This window comes from Lentzea sokolovensis, from assembly GCF_033949975.1.
GTDB classification, from domain to species: domain Bacteria; phylum Actinomycetota; class Actinomycetes; order Mycobacteriales; family Pseudonocardiaceae; genus Lentzea; species Lentzea sokolovensis.
In genome coordinates this window covers 243,633-262,380 of the sequence record NZ_JAXAVU010000001.1, presented here as the reverse complement: position 1 = coordinate 262,380, position 18,748 = coordinate 243,633, and the positions used below count along the sequence as shown (strand labels likewise).

Genomic DNA, 18,748 nt, shown 5'->3' with positions numbered 1-18,748 from the left:
GGGGTGGTTTGTTGCAACCGTCAACGAACCTAACTGTTTCCGGTCCCGTTCCGGTATTGACAAATGATTTTGTCAAATGGGACCGTGCTGGGCGTGGAGCTGTCGCCGTTGCGCAGATCGCTGCTGGAGCTGCTGAGATCGCCCGCCTCGGCGACACAGCTCGCGGCGGTCCTCGACCTGCCCCGGCAGCGCGTCAACTACCACGTGCGAGCCCTGGAACAGGCAGGACTGGTCGAGCTGGTCGAACAACGCCAGCGGCGCGGCTGCGTCGAACGCGTGCTGCGCGCGAAGCCCGGGCGCGAGATCGCCGCCGACGTTCAAGATCAGTTCGCCGCCACGCACCTGGTGTCCGTCGCGGAGGACACGGCTCGCGACGTCGAGCGGATGTCGACCGCCGCGGCCGATGCGGGAAAGCGCTTGCTCACGTTCACGGTGGAGACGACGGTCCGCTTCGGCGCGCCCGGCGACGTCCACGAGTTCACCAGCGACCTGGCCGAAGCGGTGCGGCAGATCGCGCTGAAGTACGACACCGAGTCAGGCCGCCCGTACCGGGTGGTCGCCCTGGGCCACCCCGGAGTAGCAGATGAGTGACGAAGGCGTCCAGATCGAGATCACCGTGGCCGCGCCGGTCGACGAGGTGTGGCAGTCGTTCCGCGACAAGGAGAAGCTGCGCCACTGGCACGGCTGGGACCTCCCGGAGCTCGACGCCGAGATCGACCACATCTACTTCCAGAACGCGCAGGAGGACGGCACGACGCTGATCGTGCACGGCCACGACACGTTCGCACTGAGCGCCGTTCCCGAGGGCACGCGCGTCGTGCTGACCCGCGCGCCCAAGGGCACCTCGCCCGAGTGGGACGACTACTACGAGGACATCACCGAAGGCTGGATCACGTTCCTGCACCAGCTCAAGTTCGCGCACGAGTTCCACCCCGGCGAGAAGCGCCGCACGCTGTTCTGGCCGTCCGAGGTCGATCTCGGCGTGGACGGCAAGCCGTTCTTCGAGTCGGCGAACCAGCGCGGCGTCGTGGTCGAGGAGTTCGGCCCTGGGCTCGTCGTCACCAGCGCGAAGATGACCGTCGTGACGACCTACGGGTTCTCCGACGCCGAGCTGGAGGCGCTGCGGGGCAAGGTGCCTCAGCTGGAAGCGGACCCGAAGTAGGTCGTCAGGAAGTCGTTGCGGAAGACGCCTTTCGGGTCGTGCTCGCGCAGCAACGCCCGGAAGGCGTCCCACTGCGGGTAGCGGGCGGCCAGCAGCGCCGGCGGCACGGTGAAGAGCTTGCCCCAGTGCGGCCGCGGCGCGATGGCCTCCTCCAGCCTGGGCAGGATCCGCAGCACGGCCGGGGTGTTCGGCACCCAGGTGAAGTGGATCGCCAGGCTGTCGCGGTCGTAGGCGGGGCTGAGCCACTGCGGTTCGCCGTTGATGGTGCGGATCTCGCAGGTCTGCACCAGCGGTGAGATCACCGTGGACATCTCGGCCAGCGCCCGCAACGCCGTCACCGCGCGGGTGCGGGGGACGAAGTACTCGGTCTGGAGCTCCTCGCCGACCGACGGGGTGAACTCGGCGCGGAAGTGGGGCAGCCGCTCGTGCCACGGTCCGGGCACGCCGCCCTGGACCGTGCAGTGGGCCGCGGGCTGGCCGGGCACCGGGTGGGCCGGCTCGGACGCGGGACGGCCGGGGTAGCGGAACTCCTCGTCGCCGACGCGGTGCTTGACCCACAGGGTCGCGCCGCCCTGCCAGTCGACGAACGCGCTCACGCTGTACGCGCCGTCGAAGATCTGCTCGAGCTGGACGAGCAGGGTCGTCCACGCGACGTCCTGGTAGACCGTCTGCGCCACCTGGAACGACGGCACCACGTCCAGCGTCACCGTGGTGATGACGCCCAGTCCGCCCAGCGACACGGCCGCGCCGCGGGAAGCGAGCTCGACGACCGAACCGTCGCCGCGCAGCACCTCGACGGACCGCACGGCGCCCGCCAGGGAGCGCGACCCCGAGCCGTGGGTCGCGGTCGCGACCGCGCCGGCCACGGTGATGTGCGGCAACGACGGCAGCGTGTGCAGGGCCAGGCCCACCGCCTCCAGCCGGACGGACAGGTCGGCGAGCGTCATGCCCGCGCTGACCTGGACCGTCTGGCCGGACACCTCGAAGATCTCCGGCATGGCCGACAACGACACCAGGGTGCCGGTCGTGTCGGCGATCGTGCTGAACGAGTGCCCCGAACCGACGACGTGCACGGCCGACGAACCGCGCACGAGCGCACGCAGGTCTTCGGCCGAGGTGGGGGTCACGGCCTGGGCCGCGGTGAACGTGACGTTGCCAGCCCAGTTGGTCCTCATACAGACACGGTAAGCGCCGACGCCAGCAATCGTCGGGTGTAGGGATCCTGCGGCGCGGCGAAGACCGACGTGCCTTCCTCGACCACGCGCCCCTGATGCAGCACCGCGACCCGGTCCGCGAGGTGCTGCACGACGGCCAGGTCGTGGCTGATGAACAGGCACGCGAACCGCAGGTCGCGCTGCAGCGAGCGGACCAGGTCCAGCACGCGCGCCTGCACCGTCACGTCCAGCGCGGACGTCGGTTCGTCGGCGATCAGCAGGTCGGGGTCCAGCGCGATGGCACGGGCGATGCCGACCCGCTGGCGTTGCCCGCCGGACAGTTCGTGCGGGTAGCGGTCGCGCAGGGTCGGCGAGAGCTGCACGGCGTCGAGCAATGAGTCGACCTTCGCGGCCAGCTCGTCGCCCCGCAACGAGGTGTGCAGCTGGAGTGGCCGCGCGATCGACCGGGCGATCGTGGCGCGCGGGTTCAGCGACGACAGCGGGTCCTGGAACACCAGCCCGATGCGGCCGCGGCCGGCCTTGCGGAGGGTGGCGGCCTCCTGACCGGCCACGGTGATGTGGCCGGTGTAGCGGGTGAGGCCGGTGATGGCGCCGGCGAGAGAGGACTTGCCGGACCCCGACTCGCCCACGAGACCCAGGGTTTCGCCCTGGCCGATGGTGAGGGAGACCTCGGAGACGGCGCGGAACTTGCCGTAGGTGACGGACGCGCCGGAGAGGACGAGGACCGGTTCTGTGGTGGAGCGGGGTGGGGCGGCGGGGGCGGAGTCCAGCGCCGGCACCGGTTCCGCCGCGTCGCGCGCCCCCAGCTCCCGCGAGTCCAGTCGCAGCACCGAATCCAGCAACGTCCGCGTGTACTGCTCCGCTGGCGCCTCGAAGACCTGCTTCACCGAACCGGTCTCCACGACCCGTCCGGCGTTCATCACGACGACCCGGTCCGCCAGGTCCGCGACCACGCCCATGTCGTGCGTGATCAGCAGGATCGCGACCCCGAGCCGGTCGCGCAGGTCCCGCAGCAGCCCGAGGATCTCGGCCTGCACGGTCACGTCCAGCGCGGTCGTCGGTTCGTCGGCGATCAGCAGCGACGGCTCGTTCGCCACCGCCATCGCGATCACCACGCGCTGCAGCTGCCCGCCGGACATCTCGTGCGGATAGGCCTTGAACCGCTCCTCGGGCAACCCGACGAGCCGCAGCAGTTCCACCGCTCGTGCGCGAGCCTCGGCACGCGAGACCGCGCGGTGCACCCGCACGGCCTCGACGATCTGGTTGCCGATGGTGAAGACCGGGTTGAGGGCGCTCATGGGTTCCTGGAACACCATGCCGACCGCGTTGCCGCGCACCTCACGCAGTTCGGTGGCGTTCAACGAGTACAGGTCGCGGCCGCCCAGCAGGGCCCTGCCCGACACCGTTGCGGTGCCGGGCAGCAGGCCCAGCAACGACATCGCGGTCACGGTCTTGCCGGAACCGGACTCGCCGACGACGGCGAGGACCTCCCCTGCGGTCAGCGAGAACGAGACCTCGCTGACCGCAGGGGAGCCCGAGCCGAAGTCCACCGAGACGTTCTCGACGGACAGCAGCGCACTCACTTCGAGATACCCACCTGGAGGTAGTTCGGGTAGGCGGGGAAGTCGGCGATGTAGAAGTTGCCGACCTTCGAGCCGCGAATGAACGAGTTGCGGGTGTAGATCAGCGGCACGACCGGCGAGTCCTGCAGGATCTTCTTGTCGATCGCGGCCCACTTCTTCCCGGCCTCCGCCGGGTCCACGGTGGACTGCGCCTCCTCGATGAGCTTGTCCACCTCGGAGTTGGAGTAACGCGAGGTGTTGTACCCGCCCTTGCCGATCTCCGAGGTCGCGAACAGCGGCTGGATGTTCGAGTTCGCGCTGGGGAAGTCCGGCTGCCACGACGACAGGATCAGGTCGTACGTGGGGTTGTCCGAGAGGTTCGTCTCGGTCTCGAACGCGTCTGCCTCCAGCGACCGGATGGTCACCTTGATGTTCGCGCGGGCCAGCGCGGCCTGGATCGCCTCCGCCTTGTCCGTCTGGTTGTTGGACTTGTTCAGCACCAGCTGGAGTCCGTCGACGCCGTTCGCGAAACCGGCCTCGGCGAGCAGCGCCTTGGCCTTGTCCGGGTCGCCCTCGGGCTTCGAGGGGTAGAGGTCGAACTGCTCGCGGCCCTCGATGCCCTGCGTGATCAGCGTGGAGGCGGTGTCACCGGCCAGCGCGGCCGTGCCCGCCGAGGCGACCTGGTAGGCGGCCTTGTTGACCGCGTACTGGAACGCCTGGCGCACCTTGACGTTGTTCAGCGGCGCCTTCTGCGTGTTGAGCGCGAGGAACGCCACCGCGCCCGACTTCGACGTCACCACGCGGGACTTCGCGGACGGGTTGCCCTGCAGCTGCGCGAGCTGGGCGGGGGAGACGAACGACGAGGCGAACGCCGTCTGGTCGTCGCCGGAGTCGGCGGCGAGGCGCTGCGAGACGACGGAGGCCTCCTGGCCGAGCTGGAACACGATGCCGTCGGGCAGACCGGCGCGGACCTGGTCCTTCGCGGGGTCCCAGTTCGCGTTGCGCTTGAGCTTGACCTCGACGCCCTTGGTGTAGGTCTCGACCTGGTACGGGCCGGATGCGACGGCGCGCTCGTGGTAGTCGGCCTCGGCGCCCTTGCCCTTCGGCACCGGCGCGAACGCGGGGGTGGAGGCGATCCACGGCCAGTCGCCGTACGGGCGGGTCAGCGTGAAGACGATGGTCTTCTCGTCCGGGGTCTTGATGGAGTCGAGTTCCTTGCCCTCGAACGGGCCCTTGTAGTCGCCGCCGCCCAGCAGGTCCTTGTGGTAGCCGAGACCGCCGCCGAACGCCGGTGCGAACGAGCGCTCGACGCCCCACTTCACGTCCGCGGACGTGATCGGCGTGCCGTCGCTGAACTTCAGGCCGTCCTGCAGCACGAACGTCCAGGTCTTGCCGCCGTCGGAGGTCTTGCCCGTGTCGGAGAGGTCGGGCACGACCTTCGCGGGCTGGCCGACGGCGTTCTGCCAGCCGGTCAGCCTGCGGTGCACCAGGCCGAGCGTCGTGATCGCGAGGCTCTGCGACTTGGCGGGGTCGAGGTTGAGCGTGCGCGACTCGGACAGGATGCGCAGCGTGCCGCCCTTCTCGGGCTTGACCGCGGCGTCACCGGAGGGCTTCTGATCGTTCGCGCCACACGCCGAGACCCCCAGGGCACCGGCGAGCACGATCGCAAGAAGTTTCTTGCTGGACAACGGACTTTCCTCCCTCAGGTGAGCCGTGCTCGCGGATCGAGCACGCCGTAGGACAGGTCGACGACGGCGTTGGCGACGACTACGAGAAAACCTGCGAACAGGGTGCAGCCGAGCAGGGTCGGCAGGTCGCGGGCGTGCACCGCCTCGATGAGCAGGCCGCCCAGGCCCGGCAGGCTGAACACCCGTTCGGTGATGACGGCGCCGCCGAGCAGCGACCCGAACTCGATGCCGGTCAGCGTCACGACGGGCAGCAACACGTTGCGCAGCGCGTGTTTGCCGACGACGGTCCGTTCCGGCACGCCCTTGGCCCGTGCGGTGCGGATGAAGTCCTCGCTCATCGTTTCGAGCATCTGCGAGCGGGTGAGCTTCACGTAGTGGGCGCCGTGCGCGAACGCCAGCACGCACCACGGCAGCACCAGCCCCCACGCCCAGCGCACCGGGTCCTCGCTGAACGCGGTGTAGTTGCCGACCGGCACCACGTTGAGCTGGAAGCCGAGCACGAGAATCCCGAGCAGCCCCACCAGGTACACCGGCGCGGACACGCCGATCACCGACCCGGCCAGCGCGGCGCGGTCGAACCAGGAGTCCTTGCGCAGCGCGGCGTACACGCCGATCGCCACGCCCACGCCGACCCACAGCACGGCGGCGCCGATCGCGAGCGAGAACGTCACCGGCAGCCGGTCGCCGATCAGCTCCAGCACGTCGGCGTTCTGCCGGAACGAGTAGCCGAAGCACGGTGCGGCGCAGTGGATCGCGGTCGCGCCGGTGCCGAACGTGCGGCCGGTGAAGATGCCGCCGAGGAACGTGAGGAACTGCTGCCACCACGGCTCGTCGAAGCCCATGAACTCCCGCGCCAGCGCGAGGTTCTCCGGCGTGCACGGCTTGCCGCACGCCAGCAGCGCCGGATCCGACGGCACCAGGTAGAACACGACGAACGTGCAGAAAGCGACGATCAGCAGCACGAGCACCATGCCGCCGAGCCGTGCCAGGGCGTACCTGAGCGTTTTCATCGGCGGGTCACCGACCTGGGGTCGAGCGCGTCCCGCAGCCCGTCACCGGCCGCGTTGAACCCCCACGTGACCGCGAACAGCGCGAGGCCGGGGAACAGCAGGTAGGCGGGGTCGACGCGGACCCAGTCGATCGCGGCGCTGATGGACCGGCCCCAGCTCGGCGTCGGCGGCAGCACCCCGACGCCGAGGAACGACAGCGCGGCCTCCAGCCCGATCTTGCCCGGCACCGACAACGTTGCCATGACCAGCACCGGTCCCCAGAGGTTCGGCAGCAGCTCGGTGCGGAACACCTGCCACGGCGACGCGCCGAGCACCCGTGCGGCCTTCACGAAGTTGCGTTCCTTCAACGTGAGCACCTGCGCCCGCACGATCCGCGCGGTCGACGGCCAGCCGAAGAACCCGATCACCACTATCAGCAGCAGCGCCCGCGGGAACTCGACCGGCACCACCGCGCCGATCGCGATCATGAAAACCAGGTACGGGAACCCCAGGAAGACGTCGGCGCTCCAGGTGATCACCCGGTCGATCCAGCCGCCCAGGTATCCGGCGGCCGCGCCGATCAGCACTCCGAGCCCGATGGACACCAGGGTGGCCGCGAGCCCGATCAGGAACGACGTCCGCGCGCCGTGCACGACGATGGCGAACAGGTCGCGCCCGGTCAGCGGCTCAACGCCGAACCAGTGCTCGCCGCTCACCCCGCCGAACGACCCGGCGGGCAGACCGCTTTCCGGGTCCAGCGCGGTCGCGTCGTAGGTGTACGGGTCGTGGCCCTCGATGGCGGTGAGGACGTCCGCGAAGATCGCGACCAGACCGATCACCACGACGGTGACGGTGCCGGCGAGCGCCCAGCGATCGCGGGCGAGCACCGATCTGATCGCGGCGGGCACGGACCGCGCGACGGGAGTGGACAACGGCGTGACCTGCTTCTCGGGCGTGATGATCTGTCGCGGCGCAACTTAATCCGATCGAGTGACGCCGTCGTCCACGTCCACTGGCTGAGAATGGGTTAACACTATTGCTTCAGTGTTGACCGAAATTAAGTTGCGCGTGGTGGCAGGGTGAATCCACGTGGACACCGACGTACAACGGCTTCGACAGATGTCCGGGCTGGTCACGCCGATGGCTCTCCGGGTCGCCGTGACCCTGGGGCTGCCGGACCGCCTGCGGGACAACCCGGCCACCGCCCACGAACTCGCGCCCGAACTCGAGGTCGACCCGCTCGCCCTCGACCTGCTCCTGGGCCACCTGACGACTCTCGGTGTGGCCGAGCTGACAGACGACGGCTACCGCACGACCGATCTCGGCGCGTTGCTCGGCGCCGATGCGGGCAACGGCCTGAACAACCAGTTGCACCAGGACACCGCCGCCGGACGCGCCGATCTGGCGTTCATCGACCTGATCCACAGCATCCGCACCGGTGAGCCCGCCTACCCGGTGCGTTATGGCCAGGGCTTCTGGACCGACCTGGCCGAGCAGCCGCACCTGCGAGACGCCTTCGACCGGCAGATGAACAACCGCGTGCGCGACTCGATTCCGCGGATCGTGGCGGGTTTCGACTGGGCGCGGTTCGGCACCGTCGTGGACGTCGGTGGCGGGCACGGCAGCCTGCTCGCCGCGGTCCTGGCCGCCAACCCGGGCATGCGCGGGCACCTGGTCGACCTGGAGGAGTCGGCGGCGGGCGCACGTGCGTTGTTCCGCGAGCACGGTCTCGCCGATCGCGCAGAGGTGACCGGTGGCAGCTTCTTCGATCCGCTGCCGTCCGGCGGTGACGCGTACCTGCTGTTCGACATCCTGCACAACTGGGATGACGAGCGGGCGCACCGGATTCTGGCGCGCTGTGTCGAGGCCCTGCCCGCGGGCGGACGGGTGCTCGTCGTGGAGACTCTCGGCGGGAACAGCGAGTTCGACCTCGTCATGCTCGTGCACTTCGGTGGGCGGGACCGAGAGCTCCACGACTTCGAACGGTTGGCGGCGGCGCACGGACTCCGGGTGGAGTCCGTGACTCAGGTGGCCGGCGGGCGCAGCCTGATCGAGTTCACTCGCTGAGCGCGGCGATCCGTTCCTGGGCCTCGGTGAGGTCGCCGGAGGTCGGGGCGTCGTCCTGGGTGAGCGCCCGCCGCCAGTAGCCGCCGAACTCGATGTCCTTCTTGGACACTCCGAGGCCGACGAAGTGTCTGCGCAGCACGCGAACCGCGGAGGTCTCGCCGCCGAGCCACACCCACACCGGCGACGGCACCTCGGCCGCCGTCACCACCGAGACCAGGTTCTCCCCGGCACTGCGGTGAATCCACCGCACGCCGGGGATGTCCTGTTCCTCCAACCGATCCGCGACCTCGACGAACACCAGCCGTTCCTGCGATTCGGGCAGCAGCTCCAGCAGCGAGCCGATCGCGGGCAACGCCGTTTCGTCGCCCGCGAACACCAGCAGGTCCGCGGTGCCGAGCGGACGGGCGTACTCCGGCGACGGCCCGAAACGGCCGATGACGTCGCCCACGCGTGCGTTGGCCGCCCACCTCGACGCGGGGCCGTTGTCGCCGTGCAGCACGAAGTCGATGGTCAGCACGCCGTCGGCCAGCGACCGGACGGTGAAGCTGCGCATCCAGGGCCGTTCGGACTCGGGCATGGCCAGGTAGGCCTGGTACCAGCTGCCGACGTCCGGGGCGTCCGACACGTGCGCCGATCCGCCCGGTCGCGGGAAGAGCAGCTTGAGCTGCTGGTCCGGCCAGGTGCCGATCTCGTGCAGGCCAGGTCCGGTGAACGTCATCCGCGTCATGCGCGGGGTGACCGGCCGGACGGAGGTGACGGTCAGCAGGCTCACGACAGGTACTCCTTCAGGTGCCGGGCGGTCAGGGTGTCCGAAGTGGACACGAGCTCGCCGGGCGTGCCGGAGAAGACGACCTGGCCGCCGTCGTGGCCCGCGCCGGGGCCCATGTCGACGATCCAGTCGGCGTGCGCCATCACGGCGAGGTGGTGCTCGATCACGATCACCGTGTTGCCGACGTCGATCAGCTGGTCCAGCAGCCCGAGCAGCTGGTCGACGTCCGCGAGGTGCAGGCCGGACGTGGGTTCGTCCAGCACGTACGTCGAGGCCTTCTCCGCCATGTGGATCGCGAGCTTCAGTCGTTGCCGCTCACCGCCGGACAGCGTGGTCAGCGGCTGGCCGAGTGACAGGTACGACAGGCCGACGTCGTGCAGGCGGCTCAGCACCGCGTGGGCCTGGCCGGACGGGAAGAAGTCGCGGGCGTCGGCGACGGACATGCCGAGCACCTCGCTGATGTTCTTGCCCCGCAACGTGTAGCGCAGCACCTCGGGCGTGAACCGCTTGCCCTCGCACTTCTCGCAGACCGTGGCGACGCCGGCCATCATCGCGAGGTCGGTGTAGACGAGCCCGATGCCCTTGCAGTTCTCGCACGCGCCTTCGGAGTTCGCGCTGAACAACGCGGCCTTGACGCCGTTGGCCTTGGCGAAGGCGGTCCGGACCGAGTCGAGGAGACCGGTGTAGGTGGCGGGGTTGGACCGCCGTGAGCCGCGGATCGGCGACTGGTCGACCGTCACGACGTCCGGGCCCTTGCGCAGCGAGCCGTGGATGAGCGACGACTTGCCGGACCCCGCGACGCCGGTGACGACGGTCAGCACCCCGAGCGGCAGGTCGACCGAGACGTCCTTGAGGTTGTTGGTGCGGGCGCCGTTGATCGTCAGGAAACCCTTGGGGGAGCGGAACTCCGACCGCAGCTTGGCCCGGTGGTCGAGGTGGCGGCCGGTCAGCGTGCCGGACGCGCGCAGGCCGGCCACGTCGCCGGAGTAGCAGAGGTGGCCGCCGTTGACGCCCGCGCCGGGGCCGAGGTCGACGACGTGGTCGGCGATCTCGATGGTCTCCGGCTTGTGCTCCACGACGAGGACGGTGTTGCCCTTGTCCCGCAGGCGCAGCAGGAGGTCGTTCATCCGCCGGATGTCGTGCGGGTGCAGGCCGACGGTCGGTTCGTCGAACACGTAGGTGATGTCGGTGAGCGAGGAACCCAGGTGCCGCACCATCTTCACGCGTTGCGACTCGCCGCCGGACAGCGTGCCGGACTCGCGGTCGAGCGACAGGTAGCCGAGGCCGATCTCGACCAGGGAGTCGAGCGTGTCGCGCAGGGTGGCGAGCAGTGGCGCGACGGACGGGTCGTCGATGGCGTGCACGAACTTCGCGAGGTCGCTGATCTGCATGGCGCAGCAGTCCGCGATGTTCACGCCGCGGATCTTCGAGTTCAACGCCGCCTGGTTGATGCGCGCGCCGTCGCAGTCCTGGCAGGTCGCGAAGGTGACGGCCTTGTCGACGAACGCGCGGATGTGCGGCTGCATGGACTCGCGGTCCTTGCTGAGGATCGTGCGCTGCAGCTTCGCGATCAGGCCGTCGTAGGTGACGTTGGTGCCGTTGACGTTCAGCTTCGTCGTCGGCTTGTAGAGGAAGTCGTCGAGCTGCTGCTCGGTGAACGTCGAGATCGGTCGATCGGCGGGGTAGAGCCCGGAGTTCGCGAGCACCTGCCAGTACCAGGTGCCGACGCCGTAGTTGGGGGCGTCGATCGCGCCGTCGTTGAGGGACTTGGTCCGGTCGACGATGGCGTCCACGTCGATGGTGGTGACCTTGCCCAGGCCCTCGCAGGCCGGGCACATGCCTTCGGGCAGGTTGAAGCTGAACGCGCCGGACGTGCCGACGTGCGGCTCCCCGAGCCGGCTGAACACGATCCGGAGCATGGTGTGGGCGTCGGTGGCGGTGCCGACGGTGGAGCGGGAGTTCGCGCCCATGCGTTCCTGGTCGACGATGATCGCCGCGCTCAGGTTGTGCAGCGCGTCGACGTCCGGGCGGCCGATCGACGGCATGAACGACTGCAGGAACGCGGTGTAGGTCTCGTTGATCATGCGCTGGGACTCGGCCGCGATCGTGCCGAAGACCAGCGAGGACTTGCCGGAACCGGACACGCCGGTGAAGACGGTCAGGCGCCGCTTGGGGACGTCGAGCGACACGTCCGCGAGGTTGTTCTCTCTCGCTCCGCGGACCTGGATCACGTCATGGCTGTCTGCGACAGCGTTCAAGGCTGCTTCCCCCGTGTTTGGTTTCAAAACTGATTCTTTATGCAGTAAAGTATCGACCGGCAAGGTTACTTTACGTTGTAAGGAGTCGCAACCGTGGTCGTCTACGCAGGTCAGGGCGACCCGCGCCGTTCCATCGAGCTGCTCTGGCGGGCGTCGGTCGCGGAGAAGCGTTCCGGTCCGAAGCCCGGACTGAGCGTGGACGCGATCGTCGACGCGGCCATCGCGGTCGCCGACGAGCACGGCATGGCGTTCTCGATGCGTGCGGTGGGGGAGCGGCTCGGGCGCACCGCCATGGCGCTCTACACGTACGTGCCGGGCAAGAACGAGCTGGTCGACCTGATGTACGACCGGGCGATGGCCGAGCTGCCGACGTCGTACGAGCTGGACGACGGCTGGCGCGCCGCCGTCACGCGGTGGGCGACGGACATGTGGGAGTTCTACGGCCGACACCCGTGGGTGCTGCAGGTGTCGCAGGCCCGCCCGGTGCTCGGCCCGCACGAGTTCGCGGTGATCGAGGCGCTGGCCGCGATCCTGGTGCCGACCGGGCTGCCCGGCCGGGAGTTGCGCGGCATCGTCGGTGCCGTCAACTACTTCGTGCGCGGCGCGGCCCAGACCGTCGCGGAGGCCCGCGCGGCCGGTGGCGCGACCGGGGAGGCCGACGAGGAGTGGTGGTACGCGCGGTCCGCCGTGCTGCTGGAGATCGAGCCTGACCTGGCGAAGAAGTTCCCCATGCTGCATTTGCTGGAGAACGATAGAGAGCCTATCGATCCGGAACTGCCGTATCTGGAGAACGACGCCGTGGAGAACTTCCGCGGCGGATTGAAAGTGTTGCTCGACGGCGTAGAAGGCGCTGTAGCAAAACCGTGACATAGTCCGGACGTTCAGTGCACACGGACTCGATGAGATCGTGCTCATGGTTTTCGGCAGAGTCCTTGTTGCCGTTGCGTGCGCCCTGGTGCTGACGGCGCAGAGCACGGCGGCCGCACCCTCGCAGGACGACGACTACCGCCCCGCGACCACGTCCACGCGCTACGAGGCCGGTTCGCTGACCGGTGTCGTGCACGCGCCGCGCACGCTCGTCGGTGTGCGGCCGGTGGTGTTCCACTTCCGCGGGTCCGATGTGTACGCGCAGGAACTGGCGCGGCAGGGGTTCGTGGTGGTGCTGGTGGACGACCGGTTCTCGCTCGACGGGCACCGTGAGCTGTGGCGCGAGGTCGTCGCGGGCACGGGACCGCTGGCGGAGCGGTTCGCCAGGTTCGCCGGCCATCTCGCTGTGGCAGAACCGTGACAGCCCCCTCACAGGACGACCACAAGTTCCGGGTGAGATCAGCGCATGGCAATCGGAAAAGCCGCGGCCGCCGTCGTGATGGCGATGGTGCTGGCCGCGCCGACCACCTCCGCGGCCCCCGGCCTCGGTGTCAGGAAGGTCGAGCACTCGCTCGGTGATCGGGCCTTTCAAATGCCCGGCTTCACACCGAACCGGATGGACCCGTCGCGGATCTCGAACTCACCTCGGTCGTGCACGCGCCACGCACGCTCGTCGGTGAACACCCGTTGGTGTTGCTCGCGCACGGTTGCTGGAAGCCGGGCGCCCACGACCAGTGGCCGTGTCCTGCCGGGGACGCGTTCCCGAGCCACCGCGGGTACGACTACCTCGCAGAGGAGTTGGCACGGCAGGGTTTCGTGGTCGTGCCGGTGAGCGTGAACGGCGTCGACGTCGTGACACATCAACCGATCGGCTAATTTCCACCAGACCTTCTTTGGGTGTTTCCCCCTTCCTCCGCTGCCAGGGTTGGTGGTGGAAGGGGGAAACTCATGCTCAAGACCACAGCGCTGCTCACGACGGCGCTAGTAGTGCTGACCGCGTCACCCGCGACGGCGCACGCCAACGGCGACTGGGCGGGGTGGCAGAAGGACCTCAACGGATCCCGGCACAACGCCGCGGAGTGGAGGCTCCACGCGGGCAACGCCGGAAAGCTCAAGCTCAAGTGGGCGTTCGCCTATCCGAAGAGCGAGCTCAACGGCGTCCGCAGCCAGCCCGCTGTCGTAGGGGACACCATCTACTTCGGTGGCCCGGACCGGAAGTTCTACGCCAGGGACGCGCGCACCGGCAAGGCGAAGTGGGAGTTCGCGCTCCCGTCGGCCGACCGGTACGCGTACAACTCCGACGGTCCGACGGTCGCCGAGGGCAAGGTCTTCTTCGGTGACAACGCCAGCCGCCTCTACGCGCTCGACCAGCGCACCGGCCGGCTCAGGTGGCAGGTGCAGATGGACGACGGCATCGCCTCGACCACCACCAGTTCGCCGATCGTCCACAACGGACTGCTGTACGTGGGCACGTCCAGTGCGGAGAACACGCTGCCCATCACGCACGCCTGCTGCACGTTCCGGGGTCACATCGACGCCTACGACATCGACACCGGCGCGCTGGTGTGGCGCCACTACACGGTGCCGGAACCGGTCGAGGTCGGCACGTGGCCCAACGGCGCCAAGCGGTTCGAGCCTTCGGGCGCCGGGGTGTGGAGCTCGCCGGTGATCGACCGCAGGACCGGCACCCTGTACGTCGGCACCGGCCAGAACTACACCGGCAAGGGCGGCGAGTTCGACTCGCTGCTCGCGCTCAACGCCCGCACCGGCGCGGTGAAGTGGACCAACCAGGTCACCGACGCCGACACCTGGCGCGACGCGTGCAACACCCCCGACGCCGAGGGGTACTGCCCGGGACTCAAGGACGGCACCAACCTCGACTACGACATCGGGGCCACGCCGAACCTGTTCGTGGTCAACGGCCGTCAGCTCGTCGGCGTCGGCCAGAAGTCCGGTGTGTACCACGTGTTCGACGCCTCGACGGGACAGGTCGTGTGGCGTCGTCAGCTCGGCGTGCCGCTGCCCAGCGGTGGCGTCTCCGGCATCCAGTGGGGATCGAGCTACGACGGCAAGCGGCTCTACATCGCGACCTACTACGCCGAGCCCGGCAAGCTCTTCGCGGTCGACCCGGCCACCGGCCAGGTGCTGTGGGAGACCCCGGCGCCCGAGGACGGCTGCACGACGGGCGGGGCCGCGGGCCAGCCGAGCTGTGCGCGGGCGCACGGCCTGCCGGTGTCCAGCACGCCGGGCGTGGTCTGGCTCGGCGCCGCGGACGGCAAGTTCCGCGCGTACGAAGCGAAGACCGGCAGGATCATCTGGACCTACGACACCGTGCAGGACGTTCGCGGTGTCAACGGGCTGACCGGGCGTGGCGGCACGATGTCCGGTCCCGGCACGGGTGCGGTGGTGTCGGACGGCATGGTGTACGTGCAGTCCGGCTACTACCCGGAGTTCACGAATCCGAACGGCAGCGTGCTACTCGCCTTCGGCCTGTAGTTTCGCGCGCACGAGGTCGGTCGGAAGGCCGGCCTCCGTGCGCAGTTCGACGGCCTTCCGCCAGGCCTCCCGAGCCGGCTCGGCGTCACCCGCGGCCGCGTGGGTGTCGCCGAGCTGTTCGTGCGCACCGGCTTCGTGTGCCAGGTCGCCGCCGAGCCGGAACATCTCGGACGACCGGGTGAACGCCTCGGCGGCCTTCGCGTGCTCGCCCAGCCCGAGGTGGCCCATGCCCAGGTTGTCCCACGCCTCGGCCTGGCCGATCAGGTGGTCCATCGCCCGCCACATCCGCATCGCGCGCTCCGCGTACTCCACGGTCCTGGCGTACTCGCCGAGCTTGGCGTGGCCCCACGCGAGCCCGGTCAGCGCGTTGGCCTGCCCGTAGGAGTCGCCGCACTCCTCGAACAACGCGAGACCGCGCCGCGTGTGCTCCAGCGCCTCGGCGATCCGGTCGTCCGGGGTCAGCATCGCGATGTTCAGCAGCACCCCGGCCTGGCCCGCCGGGTCGCCCTCGTAGACGTCGAACGCGCGGTGCAGTGCGGCCGTGGCCTCGTCGGGCCTGCGCATGCGGCTCAGGCTGCGGCCGAGGTTGATCAGCGTGCGGCCCAGGCCGTCGGCGTCGTCGAGCTGCTCGACCGCGGCGACCGCGAGTTGTTGGGACGTCAGCAGATCCCGGTAGCGGGCCTGGCGGTCCAGCGCGTCGGCGAGCGACCAGCCCATGAGCCACGTCTGGGTCGCGGTGCCGTGGGGCATCGCCGCCATCAGCGCCGGGTGCTCGGCCATGAGCCACGCCAGCGCTTCCTCGTGCGTGCCGAACCGGTGGACCACCACGCCCGCGGCCGGTTCCGGGGTCGCCGGGCGACGGCGGCTGGGCGTGTACGCGACGGCCGCCTCGACGCTCGTCAGCGCGAGGTGGTCGAGCAACCGGTGCAGCGCCTCGTCCCGTTCGCCGGCGAGGGCGAGCTCGGCCGCGTAGTCGCGGAGCAGGTCGTGGCAGGTGAACCGGCCCGGTTCCGGTTCGTCGAGCAGGTTCGCCCGTGCCAGTTCGGCGAGCAGCGTGCCGGTCTCCCGCTCGTCGAGCCCGGCGAGCGACGCGGCGCCGGCGAGGCTGATGTCCGAGCCCGGCATGAGCCCGAGCAGCCGGAACAGCCGCAGCGCCGCGGGGCTCAACGCCTTGCAGGAGTGGGAGAACACCGAACGCAGGTCCGCCGTGACGTCATCGTCGTCGGCGAACGCGTCGAGGTCGGCCAGCTCGTCCGCGAGCGTCGCCAGCGGGAACTCCGGCTGCGTCGCCGCGCGCGCCCCGGCCACCGCGAGCGCCAGCGGCAGACGGGCGCAGCGGCGCACCACCGTGTCGACCGCGTCCGGTTCCGCACGCGCGCGGTCGTGCCCGATGCGGGCGGCCAGCAGTTCGCGGGCGTCGTCGGGCGGCAGCAGTCCCAACGGCAACGCGTGGGAGTGCGCGGGGTGCAGCGTCGTACGACTCGTGATCACCACGTGCGCGTTCGGCGTGCGCGGCAGCAACGGCTCGATCTGGTCGGCGTCCGTCGCGTTGTCCAGCAGCATGAGCACGCGCTTGTCGGCGAGCGCGTCCCGCAGCAACGCCGACTGCCCGGCGAGGTCGTGCGGCACCTGGGCGCGCGGCACGTCGAGCGCGGAGAGGAACCGCAGCAACGCGTCACCGGGGCTCACCGCCGCGCCGCTCGGCCCGAACCCGTGCAGGTTCACGTAGAGCTGGCCGTCCGGGAACCGGGCCGCCACGCGGTGCGCCCAGTGCACGGCGAGCGAGGTCTTGCCGACGCCGCCGGTGCCGGTGATCACCACGACGCCGTTCGGTTCCCGGTCGAGCTCCGCGAGCTCCAGCGCCCGGCCGGTGAACGGCTTGGGCGCGGCCGGCAACTGCCTGGGCGCGGAGGCGGTCTGCAGCCGGCGGTGCAGGGTCGCGAGGTGCCGGGACGGTTCGGCGCCCAGCTCGGCGGCGAGCCGGGCGCGCACGATCTCGAAGTGCCGCAACGCCTCCGCCGCGCGTCCGCTGCCGTGCAACGCCTCGATCAGCTGGGCCGCGATCCGTTCGTCCAGCGGGCGTTCCGCCGCGAGGGCCTGCAACTCGGGAACCAGCGCCGAGTGCTCGTCCTGGGCCAGCCGGGCGTCGACGTGGTCGAGCCGGGCGGCGAGCAGCTCGTCCGCGAAGCCCGCGCGTTGCTGCCGGGCCCACGGAGTGTCCAGTGTGGACAGAAGAGGTCTGCCGGCGAGAGCGAGCGCCTCGGTGGTGCGGCCGGTGCGCACGAGGTGCCGGAACAGGTGCAGGTCGATCTCCAGCGGATCGACCCGCACCCGGTAGCCGGCTCCGTCGCGTTCGACCAGGCCGGGCAACGAGTGCCGCAGCCTGGTCAGCCACGTCTGCATCATCGCGCGGGCACGGGGTGGCGGCGCGTCGCCCAGGACGCGTTCGACCAGTTCGTCGGCGCTCACCACCCGGCCCGCGTCGACGAGCAGGACGCCGAGCAGAGCCCCCAGCCGGGTCGGGCCGAACTCGGTCGTGCGGTCGCCCGTTCGTGCCGAGACCCCGCCGAAGACCGTGAACCGCACGGTGATCACCGTAGTCGGTCCAGCGGAGACCTCACAAAAGAAACGCCTCTCTCAGTTCCGCGACCATCAGCTCCGGCACCTCCAACGCCGCGAAGTGCCCGCCGCGCGCCATCTCCGTCCACCGCACGACGGTGTGGTTGCGCTCGGCCATCCGCCGGATCGGCACGCCCACGTCGTGCGGGAACACCGCGACCGAGGTCGGTGTCGCCGACGGCGGTTCCAGCTCGCCCCACGTCTCGTCGCCCTCCTGGTAGTAGCGCGCCGACGAGCCCGCGGTCCGGGTGAACCAGAAGATCGAGACGTTGGTCAGCAGCGCGTCGAGGGGTACCCCGATCTCCGGGTCGCTCCACGTGTGGAACGCCCATTCGATCCACTCCAGCTGCGCGACCGGCGAGTCGGTGAGCGCGTGGGCGACCGACTGCGGCCGCGTGCTCTGCATCGACACGTAGCCGAACTGTTCGTACTCGTACCGGAAAGCCTTCTCCACGGACCTGCGCTCGGCCTCGACCTCCACGTCCGCCGTCTCCTGGGTGACGCCGGCGGAGAAGATCTGGTTGACGTGGACGGCTTTCACCTCGTCGCGCATGCCGAGTTCGCGCGTGAGCTTGGCGCCGAAGTCGTAGCCGTGCGCGAGATAGCTCTGGTAGCCCAGGCGCCGCATGAGTTCCGCGAACACGTCGGCCACGCGGGGGATGGTCCAGCCGAGCTCCTGGGTGGGTCCGGAGAAACCGAAGCCGGGCACCGACGGGATCACCAGGTGGAAGTCGCGGGCCAGCGGTTCGATCATCTCCTCGAACGCGAAACCCGTCGCCGGCCAGCCGTGGGTGAGCAGCAGCGGTTCGGCGTTCTCCTTGGCGCTGCGGACGTGCAGGAAGTGCACCTGTGCGCCGTCGATCTCGGTGAGGAACTGCGGGATCTTGTTGAGCCGCCGTTCCTGTTCGCGCCAGTCGAAGTTCCGCCAGTGGTCCACGAGTTCCCGCAGGCGTCGTTGTGGCGTGCCCTGGGCCCAGCTCGCGCCCGCGGGGTCGTTCGGCCAGCGGGTCTGGTCGAGGCGGTGGTGCAGGTCGTCGAGGTCGGACTGGGGGATGGAGATCTCGAACGGCTTCATGCCGTCGACGCTATTTCCCCT

Annotated in this window: 16 protein-coding genes; 7 read left to right on the top strand and 9 right to left on the bottom strand. The window is 69.8% G+C overall.

What is annotated here, in order from left to right:
• Positions 1-84: 84 nt before the first annotated feature.
• Positions 85-591 (top strand): helix-turn-helix domain-containing protein, encoded by a 507-nt coding sequence (locus SK854_RS01235; protein WP_319973068.1) that lies wholly within the window; start codon positions 85-87, stop codon positions 589-591.
• On the top strand, positions 584-1,162 hold the full coding sequence (locus SK854_RS01230) for an SRPBCC family protein (protein WP_319973067.1): 579 nt from the start codon (positions 584-586) through the stop codon (positions 1,160-1,162). Before SK854_RS01235 ends, SK854_RS01230 begins: the two co-directional genes overlap by 8 nt.
• On the opposite strand, the gene SK854_RS01225 is transcribed toward SK854_RS01230, so the two are convergent.
• From SK854_RS01225 to SK854_RS01205, 5 genes are read right to left on the bottom strand one after another with little or no spacing between them, the layout of a single operon-like run.
• Complete coding sequence (locus tag SK854_RS01225) at positions 1,138-2,337, bottom strand: FAD-binding protein (RefSeq protein WP_319973066.1); 1,200 nt, start codon at positions 2,335-2,337, stop codon at positions 1,138-1,140. The genes SK854_RS01230 and SK854_RS01225 overlap by 25 nt on opposite strands.
• On the bottom strand, positions 2,334-3,920 hold the full coding sequence (locus tag SK854_RS01220; RefSeq protein WP_319973065.1) for an ABC transporter ATP-binding protein: 1,587 nt from the start codon (positions 3,918-3,920) through the stop codon (positions 2,334-2,336). The genes SK854_RS01225 and SK854_RS01220 overlap by 4 nt, the downstream gene beginning before the upstream one ends.
• A complete protein-coding gene (locus SK854_RS01215; protein WP_319973064.1) occupies positions 3,917-5,587 on the bottom strand; it encodes an ABC transporter substrate-binding protein in 1,671 nt (556 codons plus the stop codon). The genes SK854_RS01220 and SK854_RS01215 overlap by 4 nt, the downstream gene beginning before the upstream one ends.
• 14 nt (positions 5,588-5,601) lie before the next feature.
• Entirely contained in the window at positions 5,602-6,597 is a 996-nt protein-coding gene (locus tag SK854_RS01210; protein ID WP_319973063.1) for an ABC transporter permease, read from the bottom strand.
• Positions 6,594-7,508, bottom strand: a complete 915-nt coding sequence (locus tag SK854_RS01205) for an ABC transporter permease (RefSeq protein ID WP_319973062.1) — start codon at positions 7,506-7,508, stop codon at positions 6,594-6,596. Before SK854_RS01205 ends, SK854_RS01210 begins: the two co-directional genes overlap by 4 nt.
• A 157-nt stretch (positions 7,509-7,665) precedes the next feature.
• Here SK854_RS01205 and SK854_RS01200 point away from each other — a divergent pair, with 157 nt between their 5' ends.
• A complete protein-coding gene (locus SK854_RS01200) occupies positions 7,666-8,643 on the top strand; it encodes a methyltransferase (RefSeq protein WP_319973061.1) in 978 nt (325 codons plus the stop codon).
• Here SK854_RS01200 and SK854_RS01195 read toward each other — a convergent pair.
• Together SK854_RS01195 and SK854_RS01190 are read right to left on the bottom strand one after the other, a co-directional pair.
• Positions 8,633-9,415: a siderophore-interacting protein gene (locus tag SK854_RS01195; protein WP_319973060.1), complete on the bottom strand. Its 783-nt coding sequence runs from the start codon at positions 9,413-9,415 to the stop codon at positions 8,633-8,635. The genes SK854_RS01200 and SK854_RS01195 overlap by 11 nt on opposite strands.
• Positions 9,412-11,670 (bottom strand): excinuclease ABC subunit UvrA, encoded by a 2,259-nt coding sequence (locus SK854_RS01190; RefSeq protein WP_319973059.1) that lies wholly within the window; start codon positions 11,668-11,670, stop codon positions 9,412-9,414. The genes SK854_RS01195 and SK854_RS01190 overlap by 4 nt, the downstream gene beginning before the upstream one ends.
• A gap of 93 nt (positions 11,671-11,763) precedes the next feature.
• Here SK854_RS01190 and SK854_RS01185 point away from each other — a divergent pair, with 93 nt between their 5' ends.
• The 4 genes from SK854_RS01185 (at position 11,764) to SK854_RS01170 (ending at position 15,033) form a co-directional block, all read left to right on the top strand.
• Positions 11,764-12,537 (top strand): TetR/AcrR family transcriptional regulator C-terminal domain-containing protein, encoded by a 774-nt coding sequence (locus SK854_RS01185; protein WP_319973058.1) that lies wholly within the window; start codon positions 11,764-11,766, stop codon positions 12,535-12,537.
• Positions 12,538-12,583: 46 nt separating this feature from the next.
• Positions 12,584-12,958: a hypothetical protein gene (locus SK854_RS01180; protein WP_319973057.1), complete on the top strand. Its 375-nt coding sequence runs from the start codon at positions 12,584-12,586 to the stop codon at positions 12,956-12,958.
• A gap of 230 nt (positions 12,959-13,188) precedes the next feature.
• The gene (locus SK854_RS01175) at positions 13,189-13,413 is read left to right on the top strand and encodes a hypothetical protein (protein ID WP_319973056.1); all 225 of its coding nucleotides are present in this window, start codon (positions 13,189-13,191) and stop codon (positions 13,411-13,413) included.
• Between the two features lie 72 nt (positions 13,414-13,485).
• Positions 13,486-15,033 (top strand): outer membrane protein assembly factor BamB family protein, encoded by a 1,548-nt coding sequence (locus SK854_RS01170; RefSeq protein WP_319973055.1) that lies wholly within the window; start codon positions 13,486-13,488, stop codon positions 15,031-15,033.
• Here SK854_RS01170 and SK854_RS01165 read toward each other — a convergent pair.
• Positions 15,013-17,619, bottom strand: coding sequence for an AfsR/SARP family transcriptional regulator (locus SK854_RS01165; protein ID WP_319973054.1), 2,607 nt, complete (start codon positions 17,617-17,619; stop codon positions 15,013-15,015). The two genes, SK854_RS01170 and SK854_RS01165, sit on opposite strands and share 21 nt — an antisense overlap.
• A gap of 31 nt (positions 17,620-17,650) precedes the next feature.
• Positions 17,651-18,727 carry an epoxide hydrolase family protein gene (locus SK854_RS01160; protein ID WP_319973053.1) on the bottom strand — a complete coding sequence of 359 codons (1,077 nt, stop codon included), beginning with the start codon at positions 18,725-18,727 and terminating at the stop codon, positions 17,651-17,653.
• Positions 18,728-18,748: the final 21 nt, after the last annotated feature.

Excerpts from the sequence above, each read along its gene's own strand:
- SK854_RS01230 (WP_319973067.1), top strand. The coding sequence starts at position 584 with ATGAGTGACGAAGGCGTCCAGATCGAGATCACCGTGGCCGCGCCGGTC.
- SK854_RS01225 (WP_319973066.1), bottom strand. The coding sequence starts at position 2,337 with ATGAGGACCAACTGGGCTGGCAACGTCACGTTCACCGCGGCCCAGGCC.
- SK854_RS01210 (WP_319973063.1), bottom strand. The coding sequence starts at position 6,597 with ATGAAAACGCTCAGGTACGCCCTGGCACGGCTCGGCGGCATGGTGCTC.
- SK854_RS01180 (WP_319973057.1), top strand. The coding sequence starts at position 12,584 with ATGGTTTTCGGCAGAGTCCTTGTTGCCGTTGCGTGCGCCCTGGTGCTG.
- SK854_RS01170 (WP_319973055.1), top strand. The coding sequence starts at position 13,486 with ATGCTCAAGACCACAGCGCTGCTCACGACGGCGCTAGTAGTGCTGACC.
- SK854_RS01160 (WP_319973053.1), bottom strand. The coding sequence starts at position 18,727 with ATGAAGCCGTTCGAGATCTCCATCCCCCAGTCCGACCTCGACGACCTG.